Source organism: Janthinobacterium sp. LPB2021202312-11-4, from assembly GCF_037049705.1.
Classification (GTDB): domain Bacteria; phylum Pseudomonadota; class Gammaproteobacteria; order Pseudomonadales; family Pseudomonadaceae; genus Aquipseudomonas.
Window position 1 is genome coordinate 48,585 of record NZ_JBAGKV010000015.1, and the last position, 17,866, is coordinate 66,450.

At 59.8% G+C, this 17,866-nt stretch carries 17 protein-coding genes; 8 read left to right on the plus strand and 9 right to left on the minus strand.

The window, feature by feature from the left end; translation table 11 throughout:
- The first annotated feature begins 24 nt into the window (after positions 1-24).
- The 7 genes from V5E99_RS17090 (at position 25) to V5E99_RS17120 (ending at position 5,243) form a co-directional block, all read left to right on the plus strand.
- Positions 25-453 carry a hypothetical protein gene (locus V5E99_RS17090; protein WP_499803494.1) on the plus strand — a complete coding sequence of 143 codons (429 nt, stop codon included), beginning with the start codon at positions 25-27 and terminating at the stop codon, positions 451-453.
- A gap of 156 nt (positions 454-609) precedes the next feature.
- Positions 610-1,242 carry a TetR family transcriptional regulator gene (locus V5E99_RS17095; RefSeq protein WP_499803495.1) on the plus strand — a complete coding sequence of 211 codons (633 nt, stop codon included), beginning with the start codon at positions 610-612 and terminating at the stop codon, positions 1,240-1,242.
- 252 nt (positions 1,243-1,494) lie between these two features.
- Positions 1,495-1,995, plus strand: coding sequence for an urease accessory protein UreE (gene ureE, locus V5E99_RS17100; RefSeq protein ID WP_499803496.1), 501 nt, complete (start codon positions 1,495-1,497; stop codon positions 1,993-1,995).
- Positions 1,992-2,666 carry an urease accessory protein UreF gene (locus tag V5E99_RS17105; protein WP_499803497.1) on the plus strand — a complete coding sequence of 225 codons (675 nt, stop codon included), beginning with the start codon at positions 1,992-1,994 and terminating at the stop codon, positions 2,664-2,666. The genes ureE and V5E99_RS17105 overlap by 4 nt, the downstream gene beginning before the upstream one ends.
- A 22-nt stretch (positions 2,667-2,688) precedes the next feature.
- On the plus strand, positions 2,689-3,303 hold the full coding sequence (gene ureG, locus V5E99_RS17110) for an urease accessory protein UreG (protein ID WP_499803498.1): 615 nt from the start codon (positions 2,689-2,691) through the stop codon (positions 3,301-3,303).
- A gap of 29 nt (positions 3,304-3,332) precedes the next feature.
- A complete protein-coding gene (locus tag V5E99_RS17115) occupies positions 3,333-3,905 on the plus strand; it encodes a HupE/UreJ family protein (protein WP_499803499.1) in 573 nt (190 codons plus the stop codon).
- Between the two features lie 201 nt (positions 3,906-4,106).
- Positions 4,107-5,243, plus strand: coding sequence for an AGE family epimerase/isomerase (locus tag V5E99_RS17120; RefSeq protein ID WP_499803500.1), 1,137 nt, complete (start codon positions 4,107-4,109; stop codon positions 5,241-5,243).
- 131 nt (positions 5,244-5,374) lie between these two features.
- On the opposite strand, the gene V5E99_RS17125 is transcribed toward V5E99_RS17120, so the two are convergent.
- From V5E99_RS17125 to amaB, 9 genes are all read right to left on the minus strand, one after another.
- On the minus strand, positions 5,375-6,280 hold the full coding sequence (locus V5E99_RS17125) for a cation diffusion facilitator family transporter (RefSeq protein WP_499803501.1): 906 nt from the start codon (positions 6,278-6,280) through the stop codon (positions 5,375-5,377).
- Positions 6,281-6,481: 201 nt separating this feature from the next.
- Positions 6,482-7,252: an SDR family oxidoreductase gene (locus V5E99_RS17130; RefSeq protein ID WP_499803502.1), complete on the minus strand. Its 771-nt coding sequence runs from the start codon at positions 7,250-7,252 to the stop codon at positions 6,482-6,484.
- A gap of 960 nt (positions 7,253-8,212) precedes the next feature.
- Positions 8,213-8,917, minus strand: coding sequence for an ABC transporter ATP-binding protein (locus V5E99_RS17135; protein WP_499803587.1), 705 nt, complete (start codon positions 8,915-8,917; stop codon positions 8,213-8,215).
- Between the two features lie 8 nt (positions 8,918-8,925).
- Positions 8,926-9,798: an ABC transporter ATP-binding protein gene (locus V5E99_RS17140; protein WP_499803503.1), complete on the minus strand. Its 873-nt coding sequence runs from the start codon at positions 9,796-9,798 to the stop codon at positions 8,926-8,928.
- Positions 9,795-11,078 carry a high-affinity branched-chain amino acid ABC transporter permease LivM gene (gene livM / locus V5E99_RS17145; RefSeq protein ID WP_499803504.1) on the minus strand — a complete coding sequence of 428 codons (1,284 nt, stop codon included), beginning with the start codon at positions 11,076-11,078 and terminating at the stop codon, positions 9,795-9,797. The genes V5E99_RS17140 and livM overlap by 4 nt, the downstream gene beginning before the upstream one ends.
- 3 nt (positions 11,079-11,081) lie before the next feature.
- Entirely contained in the window at positions 11,082-11,996 is a 915-nt protein-coding gene (locus tag V5E99_RS17150) for an ABC transporter permease subunit (RefSeq protein ID WP_027921961.1), read from the minus strand.
- Between the two features lie 167 nt (positions 11,997-12,163).
- Positions 12,164-13,297: a branched-chain amino acid ABC transporter substrate-binding protein gene (locus V5E99_RS17155; protein WP_499803505.1), complete on the minus strand. Its 1,134-nt coding sequence runs from the start codon at positions 13,295-13,297 to the stop codon at positions 12,164-12,166.
- A 363-nt stretch (positions 13,298-13,660) separates the two neighbouring features.
- Positions 13,661-14,944, minus strand: coding sequence for an L-pipecolate oxidase (gene amaA, locus V5E99_RS17160; RefSeq protein WP_499803506.1), 1,284 nt, complete (start codon positions 14,942-14,944; stop codon positions 13,661-13,663).
- Between the two features lie 135 nt (positions 14,945-15,079).
- Positions 15,080-16,570 (minus strand): L-piperidine-6-carboxylate dehydrogenase, encoded by a 1,491-nt coding sequence (amaB, locus tag V5E99_RS17165; protein WP_499803507.1) that lies wholly within the window; start codon positions 16,568-16,570, stop codon positions 15,080-15,082.
- Positions 16,571-16,744: 174 nt separating this feature from the next.
- On the opposite strand from amaB, the gene V5E99_RS17170 reads away from it, so the two are divergent.
- Complete coding sequence (locus V5E99_RS17170) at positions 16,745-17,647, plus strand: LysR family transcriptional regulator (protein WP_499803508.1); 903 nt, start codon at positions 16,745-16,747, stop codon at positions 17,645-17,647.
- Positions 17,648-17,866 lie beyond the last annotated feature (219 nt).

Here is a 17,866-nt window from a genome sequence, read left to right on the forward strand (position 1 = left end):
CGCCCCCCCAAGGAGCAACCCATCATGAAACGCCAATTACTGCTTAGCCTGACCCTCTCGATGCTAGCCAGCACCGCTTTTGCTCTGCCAGCCGCTGATCAGGCCACACCGCAAGTCAAAGACAGCCACTCGGTATTCAGCCAAACCGTCGCAGCCGATGGTTCGGATCGCACCCCACAAGGTCAGACCCTGGCCGAAGGTGGTAATGATCGCCTGAAAGAAAAAGGCTTGATCACCCAAGACGGCTACGACAAAACCCCACAAGGCCAGACCTTGGCTGCTGACGGCGCAGACCGCACTCCACAAGGCCAGACCCTCGCTGCTGACGGCGCAGATCGCACCCCACAAGGCCAGACCCTCGCTGCCGACGGCGCAGACCGCACCCCACAAGGCCAAACCCTCGCTGAAGGTGGTGGTGACCGTGTAATCGAACGCAACAGCGCTGTGAGCTAAGCCCATGGCGGCCCTGAAAAAAAGCCCAATCTGCGGATTGGGCTTTTGACTTTTATATCCGCCGCACAACCTCGCTAGAATCCTGATCCCCGTTCGACGCCGGCAAAGCCGATTTGCTAGAGTGCGTCGCTGTCCTGTCCAGAAAACACCCTTGCGATGCTGCCCCGCGCCGAACAGAAACAACAGACCCGCAACGCCCTGATGGACGCCGCCCGCCATTTGATGGAATGCGGCCGAGGATTCGGCAGCCTGAGCCTGCGCGAAGTGGCGAAAACCGCCGGGATCGTGCCCACCGGTTTCTACCGGCATTTCGCCGATATGGACGAACTGGGCCTGGTGCTGGTCAGCGAAGTCGGCCAGACCTTCCGCGAAACCATCCGTTTGGTACGCCACAACGAATTCGTCATGGGCGGCATCATTGATGCGTCGGTGCGGATCTTTCTCGACGTGGTCAGCGCCAACCGCTCGCAGTTTCTGTTTCTGGCTCGCGAACAGTACGGCGGCTCGATGCCGGTGCGTCAGGCCATTGGCCGTTTGCGCGAAGACATCAGTTCCGACCTGGCCTCTGACCTGTCGCTGATGCCCAAGCTGCAACACCTGGACATCGCCGGGTTGAATGTCATGGCTGACCTGATCGTTAAAAGCGTGTTTGCGACGCTGCCGGACATTATCGATCCGCCGGTTGAAGCGTTGCCGGAGCATCTGACGCCTCAGGCGAAGATCACCCAGCAACTGCGCTTTATCTTTATTGGCTTGAAACATTGGCAGGGGCTTGGCAGTACCGAGTAGTCCGCCTTAAAAGATCGCAGCCTTCGGCAGCTCCTACGGGGATCGCATTCCTCCGTAGGAGCTGCCGAAGGCTGCGATCTTTTTTGTGCGCCGCAAATCAGTGCATGAACAATCCCCCGCGCACCAACATGACCCAAAACCCTGCAACATCCTGAAACAACCACTAAGCTCCGACAGGGTTTTCCTACGTATCGCCCGATTGGCAAGCCCCTTGCTCTAGCCTGAGCATTGTCCTTTGCTGGAAGCTTTCCGATGCTGGTGATTCATCGCAGAATCGACCCTCAACCCGTCTGGGCCGCCGAGCTACACCTGACCTTCGAAGCCCGGAGCAAAAGCCGTTTGCGCTGTTTCAGTGCCGAGCAGGAAGACGTCGGGTTGTTTTTGGAGCGTGGTCAGCCACCGCTGTATGACGGCGAATGCCTACAGGCCGAAGACGGGCGCATCGTCCGTGTTTGCGCCCGCCCCGAACAATTGCTGCACGTCACCTGCGCCAACGCCTTCGAATTGACCCGCGCCGCTTATCACCTGGGCAACCGCCACGTCGCCCTGCAAGTCGGCGATGGCTGGCTGCGCCTGCTCGACGATTACGTGCTCAAAGCCATGCTCGAACAGCTGGATGCCAACGTCGAAAACATCGAAGCGCCGTTCCAGCCGGAACACGGCGCTTACGGTGGCGGCCATCATCACTCGCGTCACGGCGACGAAGATTTCAACTATCCGCCGAAACTCCACCAGTTCGGCGTGCGCTTATGAATCCAGCCTGGGCGCTGCTGCGCCTGGCCAGTCCGCAATTGCCGATTGGCGGCTACAGCTATTCACAAGGCCTGGAAATGGCGGTGGATAACGGCCGGGTGACCGATGCCGACAGCGCACGACGCTGGATCAGTGATCAGTTGTTGCTCAATCTCGCCCGTTTCGAGGCACCGTTGCTGCTCGCTCATTGCGTGGCCGCTGCCGACGAAAACTGGGCCGAACTGCTGCAACGCTGCGAGGAGCATCGCGCCAGCCGCGAAACCCGCGAACTGCATCAGGAAAGTCGACAGATGGGTTATTCGTTGCAGCAACTGCTCAACGGTTTGCCCGAACTCGATGAGCCGGCCCGAGCCTTTCTCGATCAACGCCCCGAACCACACCTGGCCCTCGGCTGGGCGCTGGCCGCTCGTGCCTGGGGGATCAGTCCACAGGATGCCTTGGCCGCGTGGCTGTGGAGCTGGCTGGAAAACCAATTGGCGGTGTTGATGAAAACCCTGCCCATGGGCCAGCAAGCCGCGCAACGCCTGACCAGCCAATTGCTGCCGTTGTTGCAAGAAGCCCAGCAGCACGCCACTCACATCAACCCCGAACACTACGGCAGCGCCGCGTTTGGCCTGTCCTTGGCGTGCATGGCCCATGAGCGCCAGTACAGCCGTCTGTTCCGTTCCTAGGGCCTTATTTTTGGAGAATCACATGAACACACAACCTCTGCGCGTCGGCATCGGCGGTCCGGTCGGTTCCGGTAAAACCGCCCTGACCCTGGCCCTGTGCCTGGCCCTGCGCGATCGCTACAACCTGGCGGTCGTGACCAACGACATCTACACCCGCGAAGACGCCGATTTTCTGGTGCGCAACCAAGCCCTGGCGCCTGAACGCATCATCGGCGTGGAAACCGGCGGCTGCCCGCACACGGCGATCCGCGAAGACGCCTCGATCAACCTTGAAGCCGTGGACCAGTTGAACCGGCGCTTTCCGGGGCTGGACCTGATCATCGTTGAATCCGGTGGCGACAACCTCTCGGCGACGTTCAGCCCGGAACTGTCCGACCTGACGATCTACGTGATCGACGTGTCCGCCGGCGACAAGCTGCCGCGCAAGGGCGGGCCGGGAATCTGCAAATCCGATTTGCTGGTAATCAACAAAGTCGACCTGGCCCCGTTGGTGGGTGCCTCGCTGGAGTTGATGGACAGCGACACCAAACGCATGCGCAACGGCAAACCATTTGTCTTCAGCAACCAGAAAACCGGCCTGGGCCTGGAAGACATCATTGCCTTTATCGAACGCCAGGGCCTGCTGACCGCCGCCTGATCACGACTTATCCACAAGGAAGCTCATCCATGACACTCAAACGCATCCTGGGCGCCCTGGCCCTGCTCTTGACCCCGGCCATCGCCTTCGCCCACCCGGGGCATGGCGATAACGGTTTGATCGCCGGCATCAGCCACCCGATCAGCGGCATCGACCACTTGCTGGCAATGGTCGCGGTGGGTTTGTGGGCCGCGCAGCAGAAAGGCGCGGCGCGCTGGGCGCTGCCGTGCACGTTTGTCGGCACCATGCTGATCGGCGGTGTGCTGGGTTTTGAAGGGCTGAACCTGCCGGCGCTGGAAAGCGGGATTGCGGCGTCGGTATTGGCGTTGGGCCTGGCGGTGGCGCTGGCGGTGCGTCCGCCGTTGGTTGTGGCGGTGGGGGCGACGGCGTTGTTTGCGCTGTTTCATGGTGTGGCGCATGGTTTGGAATTGCCGGACATGTCGAGCCCTTGGGCGTATGCCGCAGGATTTGTGGCGGCGACGGCGGCGTTGCATGGCTTGGGTTACGCCGTGGTTCGCGTGTTGCCTCAGGCTGCCGCGCCGTTGATTCGTGTGGCGGGCGCGGCTTCGGCGGCGACCGGGGTCTGGTTGTTGGCGGGCTGATTTCTCTATCGCCTGGTCGGGCCTCTTCGCGGGCAAGCCTCGCTCCTACAGGTTGTGTGTCGTTCGCAAATGATGCGCACGACGCATAACCTGTAGGAGCGAGGCTTGCCCGCGATGGCGGCCTGACAGACACCGCCTCTCTATGGCCGGCCTCTCTGCTAACATGTCGCGCAATCGCCCCTGCCGTGACGACGCCAGCCAATGCCGCCTGTTTCCCGCTCTGCTTCCCAGCCTGAATTGACCGCCCTGTTCGCCTCGGTGCAACAGCACTTCCTGAAGGTGATCGTGCCGCTCTGGCAAGTTCCCGGCTGGAACGCCGACATGGCGCTGCCGTACGAAGCCCTGGACGCCGAACACCAACCGCTGCCACCGCAACGCTATCGGGCCATGGCCTGCGCCCGTCAGCTGTACCTGTTTTCCAGCCTGATTGGTGAAGTGCCCGAAGCGCAAATTCGAGCAGCGGCGTTGTTCCGGTCCTTGCAGCAGCATTTCCACGACGCCGAGCACGGCGGTTGGTTCTACAGCATCGACCCGCAAGGTGCGCCGCTGGATCAGCGCAAAGACCTCTACACCCACGCCTTCATCCTGTTCGCCTGCGCCCATTACTGGGGCAAGGTTCGCGAACCGCTGGTGGAGTCGGTGCTCAACGCCGCCCTGGAAGTCATCGCTCAACGCTTCGCCACGGACGACGGTCTGTACGAAGCCTGCCTGGACCGTGACTGGTCGTCGCTCAAGACCGGGCCGTTGCAGAATCCATTGATGCACCTGGCCGAGGCCTTCCTTGCCACGCTGTCGGTGCGTGAGGACCTCGCCGTGCAGAACCGCCTGCAAGCCCTGTGCGCCGGGATGCAGCAAAAATTCATCGTCCCGCAGGAAGGCGTCTTGATGGAGAAACCGCTGGGGGCTGTGGATAACTGGTTTGAACCGGGCCATCAGTTCGAATGGTATTTCCTGCTGGAATCCTCACCGCTGTTGCGCGATAGCAAACTGCATCGCTCCTTGAGCCGTGCGTTCGGCTACACCGAGCAATTGGGGGTGATCGACCACAATGGCGCGGTGCGGGCCATGCTCGATCTGAACAGCGATCCACGCCGTCCTCGCGACAGCACCCAGCGCATCTGGGCCCAGGCCGAATACCTGCGGGCACTGACCTTGCGGCCCGACAGCGAAGCCGCCGTGCTGCGCCAATTGCAAGCGTTGCAGCAGCGCTTTCTGCATGCGGGTGGCTGGTATGAATGTCGTGATGAAGAAGGCGAAGTCAGCCGAAACGACATGCCTTCGACCACGCCTTACCACTTGGCGACGTGCTATCGCGGGTTGGTCGAGTATTTGCGCTGACTGATAGATCGCCATCGCGGGCAAGCCTCGCTCCTACAGGTCTTGTGCCGTTCGCATTTTCGCGGTTTGACACAAATCCCGTAGGAGCGAGGCTTGCCCGCGAAGAGGCCCTCAAAACGATCAACGATTAATCAGGCAATCCACTTCCTGTCCCCGGTAAAACTGATGGTCAGCCATCGCGCCGCATCCGCCTTGCCCAACTTCGCGGAAATCTCCTCGCGCAACTCGTCCAACTGCCCGACGTTCTCCAGTCGGTAATCCGCCGGCAACACCACATGAATCTCGATAAACCGCGCCCGTCCGTGCTTCTGCACGTAGGAGATGTAGTCATCGAAACCATGCTCGACCTTGGCCGCGTCCATTACCTGGCGCACTTTGTCGTCCAGTTGATCCGGGGCGATCCCCAGCACATCACGCAACGCCGGGCGCAGGATCTTGAAGGCCGGCGCGAGCATGCTCAGGGCCAGCAGAATCAGGATCAAGGGGTCGACATACACCGCCCACTGGCCATACCCCTGAGACTTGAGCAGCAGCGCAGTAAGAAAACTTACCAACAGCCCCACCGACAGCATCGCGTCCACCAGCCAACTGATGTTGTCGAACTGGATCAGCGTCGATTTGAGCTTGCGGTTGCGATGGCGAACGTAGAAGAAATACGCAAACTCGACCACGGTAAACACCGCCGCATAGATGATCACCAGCCCGAGTTCGATCTCGCGGCCGCCATTGATGATTCCGAACACGCCGTTGAGAAAGGCATAGATCGCGATCAGAAACAGGAAACTGCCCTCGATCAGCAACACCATCGGCTCCAGGTGCCAGAAGCCGAACTGGAAACGGTGGTTACTTTCTTTGGCAATGAGTTTGGCGGTGATCAGCATCAGGACCTTGATAAAGGTCGCGATCAACGAAAAAAAACCATCGAACAGGATGGATTGGGCACCCGAAACAAAACCGGTGACGATCCCGGCGATCGCCACGGCGAACATCAGGATGGTCGATTGCTTGAGCAGCGACTGCTCACCTCGGTTACTCACGTAGCCTCCTCTGAAAACCTTGAAAACCGCAGGGTGCGGTGGGGTTGTTGGGGGAGGAGTCTACCTTAATGTCCAGTTTTGCCTGACCTGGCCCCATCGCGAGCAAGCTTTGCTCCTACAGGATTTGTGTCGTTCGCCGCAAATGAGCACGACACAAATCCTGTAGGAGCAAGGCTTGCCCGCGATGGCCGTTACCGGGTCTTAAGCCTTGCCACCATTGCGCTCAATGGAAAAACCAGCCCAGGTCTGACTCACCGGCATCAGCTCAAGGCTGTTGATGTTGATGTGCGCCGGGGCGTTGAGCACCCAGAAAATCGTATCGGCGATGTCCTGCGGCTGGATCGGCTCGGCACCCGCGTAGGTCGCGTTGTAACGCTCCTGGTCACCCGCAAAACGCACCAGCGAGAACTCGCTTTCGCACAGGCCCGGTTCGATGTTGCTGACGCGCACGCCCGTGCCTTGCAGGTCGCAGCGCAGGTTCAGGGAGAACTGTTTGACGAACGCCTTGCTCGCGCCATACACGTGGCTGCCCGGGTACGGGTAGTTGCCGGCGATGGAGCCGAGGTTGACGATGCCGGCGCCGCGACCATGAGCGATCAGGCGCGGCAGCAGCAGGCGAGTGCTGTACATCAGGCCTTTGATGTTGGTATCGACCATGGTGTCCCAGTCGTCCAGGTCGCACTTGGGCGCCGGGTCCACGCCCAAGGCCAGGCCGGCGTTGTTGATCAGTCCGCGCAGTTTGGCGAAGGATGGCGGCAGGTTGGCAATCGCCTCCTCCATGGCCTTGCGGTCACGCACGTCGAGCACCAGGCCATGGACGTCAGTCTGCTTCGACAACTCGGCGCACAGCGCGTTGAGGCGCTCTTCACGACGGCCTGTCAGCACCAGTTTCCAGCCAGCCTCGGCAAAACGTCGGGCACAGGCTTCGCCAAAACCGGAGGTCGCGCCGGTGATAAACAGGGTGTTGGACATCGTGTTCTCCTTGCTTCGGCTGATCGACAGCCATTGGAATAGAAAATCAGCCGCCAGCATGCCCGGCCACGCCTTCACCGGCAACCACTCCCCCGCGTAGGAATCTCCGAAGGCTGCGATCTTTTTCCCACAAACACCGCTGAAGCAAAGGCAAGATCAAAAGATCGCAGCCTTCAGCGGCTCCTACACGGAGGGTGTTTTCTGGTTGAAAATTGATCAACCATGGCAACGCCTTGCTCGCCGTGGCTTGTAGCCATGTGCGCGCACGTTATCCACAGGCCGGTCCACAGTCTTTGGGGGCAAGTGCAAAACCTGCAACCCGCTGTGCATAAGGCTTTGCGGGCCGTTCAGAAAGTTTTTAGCTTGACCCTTGAAGTCTCACCGTGTAGCCCATGGCGTTTTGCACGATTCAGCGCTTGAACCAACGATGGCGGCAAGCCAGTAACCACGGCCCTCAGCCGAGTCTTTCCAGAGTTTAACCACAGACTTATCCACAGGCTTGCCGGCAGCGTTTTCGCTGGTTTTTACCGCTAACAAAAAGGTTGACAACGGTGGCTTTTGGTCCGGCAAAAACGCCTGGTCAAAAAACAACCACAACCCTGCAAGCCACGGTTTAAAAGGCGTTCAGCCAGCTACTCCCACGTTATTCACAGCCAGTTCCACAGCAAACGGGGACAAGTCAAAACCGTGACAAAACAACTATTTGCAGCGGCTTTATGTCGCGCTTTAAGAGCTTGTGAATATTGTTTTCCACAATTTCCATTTCGCCCATGAACGGGCTCTGCGTAGGAGCTGCCGAAGGCTGCGATCTTTTGATTTTGCTTCTTAAAGGCAAGATCAAGGGATCGCAGCCTCGTTTCACTCGACAGCTCCTACAGGCTCCGACCAGTTCCTCCAAAAACCTGGGGGCATAAAAAAACGCCCTGAGTTCGTCAGGGCGTTTTTTATGGGCTCTAAGGGTTAGTGCCCGCCGAGATAAGCGTTCCGCACTTCCTCGTTCACCAGCAGCTCCTTGCCGGTGCCTGTGAGGCGGATCTCGCCGTTGACCATCACGTACGCCCGATCCGACAACTTGAGCGCGTGGTTGGCGTTCTGCTCGACCAGGAAGATGGTCATGCCGGTGCTTGCCAGTTGCCGCAGGGTCGCGAAGATCTGTTTCACCACAATCGGCGCCAGCCCCAGGCTTGGTTCATCGAGCAGCAACAACTTCGGACGGCTCATCAGCGCACGGGCGATGGCGAGCATTTGCTGTTCGCCGCCGGACATGGTCATCGCCCGCTGAGTCCGCCGCTCTTCGAGCCGTGGAAACAGTTCGAACATGCGCTGCATGTCTTCCTTGGCGTATTTGTCGCCAATCGGGATGGTGCCCATCAACAAGTTTTCCTCGACGGTCATGTCGGGAAACACCCGCCGCCCTTCCGGCGACTGCGCAATGCCGTTGGACGCGATGTAGTGGGACGACTTGTGGGTGATGTCCACACCCTGATAGATGATCTGCCCGTCAGCCGCCCGTGGCTGGCCGAAGATCGACATCAGCAGGGTCGACTTGCCGGCACCGTTGGAGCCGATCAGGCTGACCGTTTCGCCTTCGTTGATGTGCAGCGAAACTTTCTTCAGGGCCTGGATCGGCCCGTAGAACACGTCCAGGTCCTTGAGTTCGAGGATCGGTTGACTCATACCAATTCCTCTTCATCAGCGCCCAGGTAGGCGGCAATCACTTTCGGGTCGTTACGAATGGCATCCGGCCCGCCCTCGGCGATGACGATGCCGTGGTCCAGCACCACGATGTGGTCGGAAATGCTCATTACCATGCCCATGTCGTGTTCGATCAGCACCACGGTCAGATCGTGCTCGTCGCGCAGCAGCCGGATCATCGCGCTCAGCGCTTCGGTTTCCTGAGGGTTGAGGCCGGCGGCCGGTTCGTCGAGGCAGATGATCTGCGGCCGCGTGCACATGGCCCGGGCGATTTCCAGACGACGTTGCTGCCCGTAGGACAACTCGCCGGCCAGACGGTTGGCGCAGTCCACCAGGTCCACCACTTCCAGCCAATAGAAGGCATGGTCCAGGGCATCGCTTTCAGCCTTGCGGTAACCCTTGGTGTTGAGGATGCCCGCCAGCATGTTGCGGTTGACCCACATGTGCTGGGCCACCAGCAGGTTTTCCAGCACCGACATTTCCTTGAACAGGCGAATGTTCTGGAACGTACGGGCCAGGCCGGCGCGGTTCACCAAGTGGGTACCGCCGAACATCTTGTAATACAGCCGACTGAAGAAGGATTTCGGCGAAACGAAATCCACCGGTTTGAACGATTCACCCAGCAACTGGATGACGTTGGTTTGCTCCCCGCGCACATTGAGTTCGATCTTGCCGCCCGAGGCCTTGTAGAAACCGGTCAGGCAGTTGAACACCGTGGTCTTGCCGGCGCCGTTAGGGCCGATCAAGGCGAAGATCGAATTGCGGTGGACCTTGAGGCTGACATCGCTAAGCGCCTTGATGCCGCCGAAGTGCATCATCAGCTTCTCGACCGAGAGTACGACTTCGCTCATGGCGCTACTCCTTTACGAGGGGTCACACCGGTGCGGCTGATCCGAATCAGGCCGCGCGGGCGCCAGATCATCATCAACACCATCAGCACGCCGAACAGCAGCACGCGGTATTCCGCGAAGCCACGCAGCAATTCCGGGGCAACAGTCAGCACGAAGGCTGCAATCACCACGCCGATGGTCGAGCCCATGCCGCCGAGCACCACGATGGCGAGGATCAGGGCCGATTCGAAGAAGGTGAACGAGGTCGGGTTGACGAAGCCTTGGTAAGTCGCAAAGAACACACCCGCCAAACCAGCGGTCGAGGCACCGATGGTGAATGCCGAGAGCTTGACCAGCACGTGGTTCAGGCCCATGGAGCGGCAAGCGATTTCATCTTCGCGCAAGGCTTCCCAAGCGCGACCGACCGGCATGCGGGTCAAGCGATGCTTGACGTACAGCACGGCCAAAACCACCAGGAACAACACCGCATAGATGAAGTAATACTTCACGTCCGGGTTGTAGGCGATGCCGAAGAACTCGTGGAACGGTATCCCGCCATCCTTCGCGCGTTTACCGAATTCGAGACCGAAGAACGTCGGCAATGGCGCCGGCATCCCGTTCGGGCCACCGGTCAGGGACAGCCAGTTGTTGAGGATCAGGCGAATGATTTCACCGAAGCCCAGGGTCACGATTGCCAGGTAGTCACCGTGCAGGCGCAGTACCGGGAAACCGAGGATGCAACCGGCCAGCCCCGCAGTGATCGCCGCCAGCGGCAGCACCGTCCAGAAACCCAGCCCCAGATATTGATAACCGAGCGCCAGACCATAGGCGCCGATGGCGTAGAACGCCACGTAACCGAGGTCGAGCAGGCCGGCCAGGCCGACCACAATATTCAGCCCCAGGCCCAGCAGCACGTAGATCAACCCAAGGATGACCACGCCCAGCAAGTAGGAGTTGGAGAAGAACGGGAACACCACGGCAATCACGATCACCAGCGGCACGACCCAGCGCAAACGGGTTTTGTAATCGGGCGGCAGTACATGAACCCCGGAGCCGGTGGTTTCAAAGCCTTCAAGGATTTTCAAACCCTTGGGCGATTGCAGGAACAGGCTCAGGGCAAAACGGCCAGCCATGACAATCGCGACCAGCCAGGCGACTCGGGTCGGTTGCAGGTTGAAGCTGTAGCCCTCAAGGACCACACCGACAATCGGGCCGAACACTATCAGGGCTACGAGGCCGGCAAGAATCGCGTCAACCAGGCTTCTTTTGACATCAATGGTTTTTTTAGTGGTTGAAGACATCGCTTACACCTTCGACACAAGAGGACGGCCGAGCAGGCCTTGAGGCCGAAAGACCAATACGAGAACCAGCAGCGAGAAGCTGAAAACGTCCTTGTAATCCGAATTCACTAAACCTGAGAACAACGACTCGGAGATCCCGAGGATGATCCCGCCGAGCATCGCGCCAGGCAGCGAGCCGATCCCGCCGAGTACCGCTGCAGTGAACGCTTTGATGCCGATGACGAAACCTGCGTAGAAGTCGAACGTGCCGTAGTTCATGGTGATCAGCACGCCGGCCAGGGCCGCCATCGCGGCACCGATGATAAACACGTAGGAAATCACGCGGTCGGTGTTGATCCCCAGGATCGAGGCCATCTTGCGGTCTTGCTGGGTGGCGCGGCACATGCGGCCGAGCTTGGTGTACTTGATGACGTAGGTCAGCAGGCCCATACCGACGAAGGCTGCAACCAGAATGAAGATTTTGGTGTAGGTGAGCTGGACGAAGCCCGTGCCCACTTCAACACGCCATGCACCGGTCAGCAGGGTTGGAACACCCTGTTGGCGAGCGCCCTGGGCGATCTGTGCATAGTTTTGCAGGATCAGCGAAATACCGATGGCGCTGATCAGCGGTGCCAGTCGTGTGGAGTTGCGCAGCGGTTTGTAGGCGACACGCTCGATGACCCAGCCATACACCGCCGTAACGACGATGGTGAAGACCAGTGTGCCGAGCATCAGCAAAGGGAAGGATTCAATACCGAAGTAAGCCAGCAGAGCCAGACTGATTGCCGCGAGGTAAGCGGAAATCATGTAAACCTCGCCGTGGGCGAAGTTGATCATGCCGATGATGCCATAGACCATTGTGTAGCCGATGGCGATCAGGCCATAGACCGACCCGAGGGTCAGGCCGTTGACCAGTTGCTGCAGGAAAATACCATCCATAACGCAATCTCACGCATTTGAGAGACTGCACAGAAGCGGATTGCAACGGACCGGGGTTCAGCCGCCAGTGCAACACGGTTGTGTGCAGCTCTACGAGAAAAGACAGGTACTGCACGGACATGTTCGTTGACGGCCCGGCGCACAAGGCGCCGGGCCGTCAGGTCATATCACTTCTGTTTTTCAAGCTGGTGGTATTTGCCTTCCTTGTCCCACTGGTAAACCACGTAGTCAGAGACTTTCAGGTCGCCCTTGCTGTCCCAGGTCTTCTCGCCCATCACGGTCTTGACCGGGTGTGCTTTCAGCCATTTGGCAGCGTCTTCGCCCTTGTTGGACTTGGCACCGTTGAACGCAGCGGCCAGGGTCTGAACCGAAGCGTAGGCGTACAGGGTGTAGCCTTCTGGCTCGGTGCCTTTTTTGCGGAAGTCATCCACAACGGTTTTGCTGTCTGGCAGCAGGCGCGGGTCGGCGCCGAAGGTCATCAGCACGCCGTCGACGTATTGCGGGCCGCCAGCGGTGGTCACCAGTTCGTCGGTCACGATGCCGTCGTCGGACATGAATTTCACGTCTTTCAGGCCTTCGGTACGCAGTTGTTTAACCAGTGGACCGGCCTCTGGGTGCAGACCGCCGAAGTAAACGACGTCGGCGCCAGCCGCGCGGATTTTGGTCACCAGGGCGCTGAAGTCTTTTTCGCCACGGGTCAGGCCTTCGTAGATCACCGGGGTCACGCCGCGCTTGATCAACTGCGCCTTGGTGGCATCTGCCAGGCCTTGGCCGTAGGTGTCTTTGTCGTGGATGACCGCGACTTTCTTGCCCTTGAGCACGTCGACGATGTAGTCGCCGGCCACGATGCCTTGCTGGTCGTCACGCCCGCACATACGGAACATGGCGCTCAGGCCGCGCTCGGTAACCTGTGGGTTGGTGGACCCTGGAGTGATTGCGATGATGCCCGCTTCGTCGTAGATCTCGGAGGCCGGGATGGTCGACGACGAGCAGAAGTGACCGACCACGCCGGCGACTTTCTGGTTGGTCAGGTCCTTGGCGACCGTCACAGCCTGCTTCGGTTCGCAGGCGTCATCGCCCTTGACCAGTACGATTTTTTCCCCGTTGACGCCGCCGGCCGCGTTGACCGCATCGGCCGCTGCCTGTGCACCCTTCATGTACTGCTCGCCAAATGCCGCGTTGGCGCCAGTCATTGGACCTGCCACACCGATTTTCACATCGGCTTGTGCAAACGCAGAAACACCCAAGGCAGTTGCCACTGCGAGGGCCAGAAAGCCTTTCTTGTAAAACGTCTGGGACATGAGGTGGTGCTCCAAGGTTTTTTTTAGTTGGCACTGCGACTTCTCTGAATGCTCAGAGCAAGGGCCGTGCCATCGGTTTTTTATTCTTCAAAAAGTCGCTGCTTTCTTATTATTTCGACTGTTTCGTTCCCATTTTCATTGGGCGTGCAACCGTCTAAACCGCGGGAGGTGAAACCAATTTTTTTAAAAGGCGCAACCCGCACGCGCCATCATTGCAACCGCAGCGTTAAACGACGTGCAACCGGCCTGTAACAACGTGCGTCACCGAAGTGCACACTGCTGGTGCGCAACTGCTACAACCCGCACCATTACAGGCTAGTCGCTGCGCGAAAAAGCGCCGCTTCCAGCAACATATTTCAACAATCAGATGACGATTCGCAGGCACTGGCCCGCGTGATACAGCGAAAAACCGGCCTCATACAGACAACTGCGCAGCCCGACACCCGCCAGCGGCTGCATCGGCGCGAACGGAATCGGTAGCGCTTGAGGATTTCCGTTACACAAATAGTCGGCAAACGCCTTACCGACCACCGTCCCCGTGGTCACACCCCGGCCGTTGTAACCGGTGACTGCCACTATTCCGGGCGCCGGTTCGAACAGGCGCATCAGGTGATCAGGGGTAAACGCGATGCAACCGGTCCAGGTGCATTCCCATTCAACCGGTTTGAGGTACGGAAAGTAGTGCTGTTGAACCCGATCGGCCCAGGCCTTCAGGAACCAGGTCGGTTTTTGATTACCGTTGCCGAGGCTGCCGAGCAACAAGCGCCCGTCCTTGTCACGACGGATGCTGCTGAGTACCTGCCGGGTGTCCCAGGAACCCTGGCCACCGGGCAAAATCTGCTGCGCAGCGTCTTCGGTCAGCGGCACCGAGGCCACTTGGTAGTAATAACCGGGAAAGAAATTGCGCCGCAGTTCGGTCCAGTCGCCTTCGGTGTAGGCGTTGGACGCGATCACCACCTGATCGGCGAGCACCGAGCCCTGATCGGTCTGCACCGACCAGCGCTGGCCCTGACGTTCAAGCCGTGTCACCGGGGAATGGTCGAACAGTTGGCCACCGAGGTTGATGGCCGCTTTGGCCAGCCCGGTGGTGTAGCCCATCGGGTTGAGTGTGCCAGCACGCCGATCCAGCAGCGCGGCGGCGATTTTTTTGGTCCCGGTCGCTTGCTCGCAGGCTTGGCCCGTCAGCAATTCAACCGGCGCCCCACGGCGTTTCCATTGTTCTTCACGACTGCGCAAGTCCGCTTCGCCGCGGGCGTTGTGCGCCATGTGCAGCGTGCCTTCGCGGCGGAGCTGGCAATCGATGTTGTACTTATCCACAAGGCTGAACACCAGGGACGGTGCCGCACCGAGCATGCGGTTGAGCTGACTGCCCACCGCTTCGCCGAACCCGGCTTCGATCTCGTCCGGTGGAATCCACATCCCGGCGTTGACCAGCCCGACGTTGCGCCCGGACCCGCCATGGCCAGCGCGATGGGCTTCCAGCACGCACACGCTTTTACCCGCTTCCAGCAAATGCACCGCCGCCGACAGCCCGGTGAAACCGGCACCGATGACGCAGACATCGACCTTCACTTCACCCCTGAGCGCCGCATTGTCGGGCCTTTGTGGCGTCAGTTTTTCCCACAGACACTCTTCGCGTAACGGCATTGCCAGACTCCAATCAGAAACCCAACCAAGCCGCCAAAAAGATCGCAGCCTTCGGCAGCTCCTACAAAACCGCAGCCAGGCAAAGTCCCGTAGGAGCTGCCGAAGGCTGCGATCTTTTCAGGCACACCTTTTTTATCAGTCGAACGTAATGCCTTGAGCCAACGGCAACTCCAGCGAATAGTTCACGGTGTTGGTCTGGCGGCGCATGTAGCCGCGCCATGCATCGGAGCCCGACTCGCGGCCGCCACCGGTTTCTTTCTCGCCACCAAACGCGCCGCCAATCTCGGCACCGCTCGGGCCGATGTTGACGTTGGCGATGCCGCAGTCGCTGCCCACCGCCGACATGAACTGCTCGGCTTCGCGCACGTCAGTGGTGAAGATGCACGACGACAGGCCTTGTGGCACGGCGTTGTTCAGGCGCAGGGCTTCGGCGAAATCGGTGTAGCCGACCACGTAAAGAATCGGTGCGAAGGTTTCGTGGCAGACCACGTCGCTTTGCTCAGGCATTTCGACGATGGCCGGGGCCACGTAGTAAGCGTTCGGGAATTTGTCTTCCAGTTGACGCTTGCCGCCAAACACCCGGCCGCCTTCGCTCAGGGCCTGTTCCAGCGCGTCCTGCATGTTGTCGAAGCTGTGCTTGTCGATCAGCGGACCGATCAGGTTGCCTTCCAGTGGGTTGCCGATGCGAACCTTGGAGTACGCGGCTTTCAGGCGCGTGACGATTTCTTCCTTCACCGATTCGTGGGCAATCAGACGACGCAGGGTGGTGCAGCGCTGACCGGCGGTGCCGACGGCGCTGAACAGGATGGCGCGAACGGCCATGTCCAGGTCGGCGCTTGGGCCGAGGATCATCGCGTTGTTGCCACCCAGTTCCAGAATGCTGCGGGCGAAACGTGCGGCGATTTTCGGCGCCACTTCGCGGCCCATACGGGTGCTGCCGGTGGCGCTGATCAGCGCGACACGCGGGTCATCCACCAGCGCTTCGCCAGCATCGCGGCCGCCGATGATCACTTGGCTCAGGTGCGGCGGCGCGTCGCTGAAGTTTTTCAGGACGCGATCGAACAGCGCCTGGCAGGCCAGGGCGGTCAGCGGGGTTTTCTCCGACGGTTTCCAGATCACCGGGTTGCCGCACACCAGCGCCAGCGCGGTGTTCCAGGCCCAGACGGCCACCGGGAAGTTGAACGCACTGATCACGCCGACCACGCCCAGCGGGTGCCAGGTTTCGCGCATGTGGTGGCCCGGACGCTCGGAAGCGATGGTCAAACCGTACAACTGACGGGACAGACCGACGGCAAAATCGCAGATGTCGATCATTTCCTGAACTTCGCCCAGACCTTCCTGGGTGATCTTGCCGGCTTCCCAGGAGACCAGTTCACCGAGATCGGCCTTGTATTCACGCAGGATGTCGCCCAGTTGACGGACCAATTCGCCACGGCGCGGGGCCGGAACCTTGCGCCACAATTCGAACGCATGATCTGCGCGACTGATGTGCTGCTCGACTTCCGCCGCGCCTTCCCAGTTAACGCTGGCAATCTGGCTGCCATCGATCGGCGAATGCACCGGCACTTTGCCGTTCTGGTACAGGGCCGGGTTCACACCTAGACGATCAAGCAATGCGGCAACCATGGGTCACTCCTCAAGCAGAAAACGGAAATCGTGCAGCCGGAATTTCACGGCTGATCAGACCTGTAGTTGTAGCGCCCCGGAGACGAGCCAACAAACGACCATTAAGCGAGATATCATTCCGTTTATTCATGCTTCGCATTGCTGGCAACAAAGTAAGTCGAAAAAGGACCACCCATGCTGAACAAACGCTACTTGCCGTCGATCACCGCACTCCAGTGTTTCGAGGCCGTGACCCGGCATTTGAGCTTCACCCGGGCCGCCGAAGAGCTGAACCTGACCCAGAGCGCCGTCAGCAAACAGGTCGCGCAACTCGAAGAGTTGCTGCAACACCTGCTGTTCCGCCGGGTGCGCCGACGCCTGCAAATGACCCCGGCCGGTGATTTGTACCTGGTGGAGGTACGAAAAATCCTCACGCAGGTGGAAATGTCCACCCATTACCTGCGTTCCTACGGCGGCGATACCGAAGTCCTGCGCGTCTCGACGCCGCCAACCTTCGGCGCACGCTGGCTGGTGCCGCGCCTGAAGGGCTGGCGCCTGCGTCATCCATCGATTCACCTGGATCTGTGCAGCGAACAGGAGGCCGACGACTTGCTGCAAGGTCGCAGCGACCTGGCGTTCTACTTCGGCCAAGGCTCACGTCCCGGCACTGAAAGCCTGAAACTGTTCGGCGAGGAACTGGTGCCGGTCTGCGCACCAGGCAGCCTGCCGGACACGCCGTTCACCGACCCGACGCAACTCACCGACCTGGTCCTGCTGCAAAACGCCTCGCGGCCCCAGGCCTGGCACGACTGGTTCGACAGCCAGGGCTACCACACCGAACACAGCTACCACGGCCCGCGCTTCGAAACCTTTTATATGTGCATTCGTGCCGCCCAGGTTGGCTGCGGCGTGGCGTTGTTGCCACGGTTCCTGGTGGAAGAGGAATTGGCCGACGGCAAACTGGTCATACCCTGGAAACATGCGATGCCCAGCAGCGACGCGTATTACCTGGCCTACCCCGAACACTCGGCGGAAGTGCCCAAGGTGCGCGACTTTGTGAAGTGGATGCTGGAGCAGATCGACAATCCCACCGAATAACCCCGTAGGAGCTGTCGAGTGAAACGAGGCTGCGATCTTTTAATCTTAAAAAAAGCAAAATCAAAAGATCGCAGCCTCGTTTCACGAGACAGCTCCTACGGAAGCATTGCGCGCTGATGCAGAAATTGCTGGCAATAACGGCCGCTGATATGCGCCACTAGCCCCATTCATTGAAATAGCTGAAACGTCGCGACCACGGGTCGCGGCCAGCATGGAGAA

What these genes read in the sequence shown, in the direction of transcription:
- V5E99_RS17105 (WP_499803497.1), top strand. Translation starts at nt 1,992, where the DNA reads ATGAATCCAGCCTGGGCGCTGCTGCGCCTGGCCAGTCCGCAATTGCCG.
- V5E99_RS17115 (WP_499803499.1), top strand. Translation starts at nt 3,333, where the DNA reads ATGACACTCAAACGCATCCTGGGCGCCCTGGCCCTGCTCTTGACCCCG.
- ureG (WP_499803498.1), top strand. Translation starts at nt 2,689, where the DNA reads ATGAACACACAACCTCTGCGCGTCGGCATCGGCGGTCCGGTCGGTTCC.
- livM (WP_499803504.1), bottom strand. Translation starts at nt 11,078, where the DNA reads ATGTCTTCAACCACTAAAAAAACCATTGATGTCAAAAGAAGCCTGGTT.
- V5E99_RS17150 (WP_027921961.1), bottom strand. Translation starts at nt 11,996, where the DNA reads ATGGATGGTATTTTCCTGCAGCAACTGGTCAACGGCCTGACCCTCGGG.
- amaA (WP_499803506.1), bottom strand. Translation starts at nt 14,944, where the DNA reads ATGCCGTTACGCGAAGAGTGTCTGTGGGAAAAACTGACGCCACAAAGG.
- V5E99_RS17140 (WP_499803503.1), bottom strand. Translation starts at nt 9,798, where the DNA reads ATGAGCGAAGTCGTACTCTCGGTCGAGAAGCTGATGATGCACTTCGGC.
- V5E99_RS17170 (WP_499803508.1), top strand. Translation starts at nt 16,745, where the DNA reads ATGCTGAACAAACGCTACTTGCCGTCGATCACCGCACTCCAGTGTTTC.
- V5E99_RS17120 (WP_499803500.1), top strand. Translation starts at nt 4,107, where the DNA reads ATGCCGCCTGTTTCCCGCTCTGCTTCCCAGCCTGAATTGACCGCCCTG.
- ureE (WP_499803496.1), top strand. Translation starts at nt 1,495, where the DNA reads ATGCTGGTGATTCATCGCAGAATCGACCCTCAACCCGTCTGGGCCGCC.
- V5E99_RS17095 (WP_499803495.1), top strand. Translation starts at nt 610, where the DNA reads ATGCTGCCCCGCGCCGAACAGAAACAACAGACCCGCAACGCCCTGATG.
- V5E99_RS17155 (WP_499803505.1), bottom strand. Translation starts at nt 13,297, where the DNA reads ATGTCCCAGACGTTTTACAAGAAAGGCTTTCTGGCCCTCGCAGTGGCA.
- V5E99_RS17130 (WP_499803502.1), bottom strand. Translation starts at nt 7,252, where the DNA reads ATGTCCAACACCCTGTTTATCACCGGCGCGACCTCCGGTTTTGGCGAA.
- V5E99_RS17090 (WP_499803494.1), top strand. Translation starts at nt 25, where the DNA reads ATGAAACGCCAATTACTGCTTAGCCTGACCCTCTCGATGCTAGCCAGC.
- amaB (WP_499803507.1), bottom strand. Translation starts at nt 16,570, where the DNA reads ATGGTTGCCGCATTGCTTGATCGTCTAGGTGTGAACCCGGCCCTGTAC.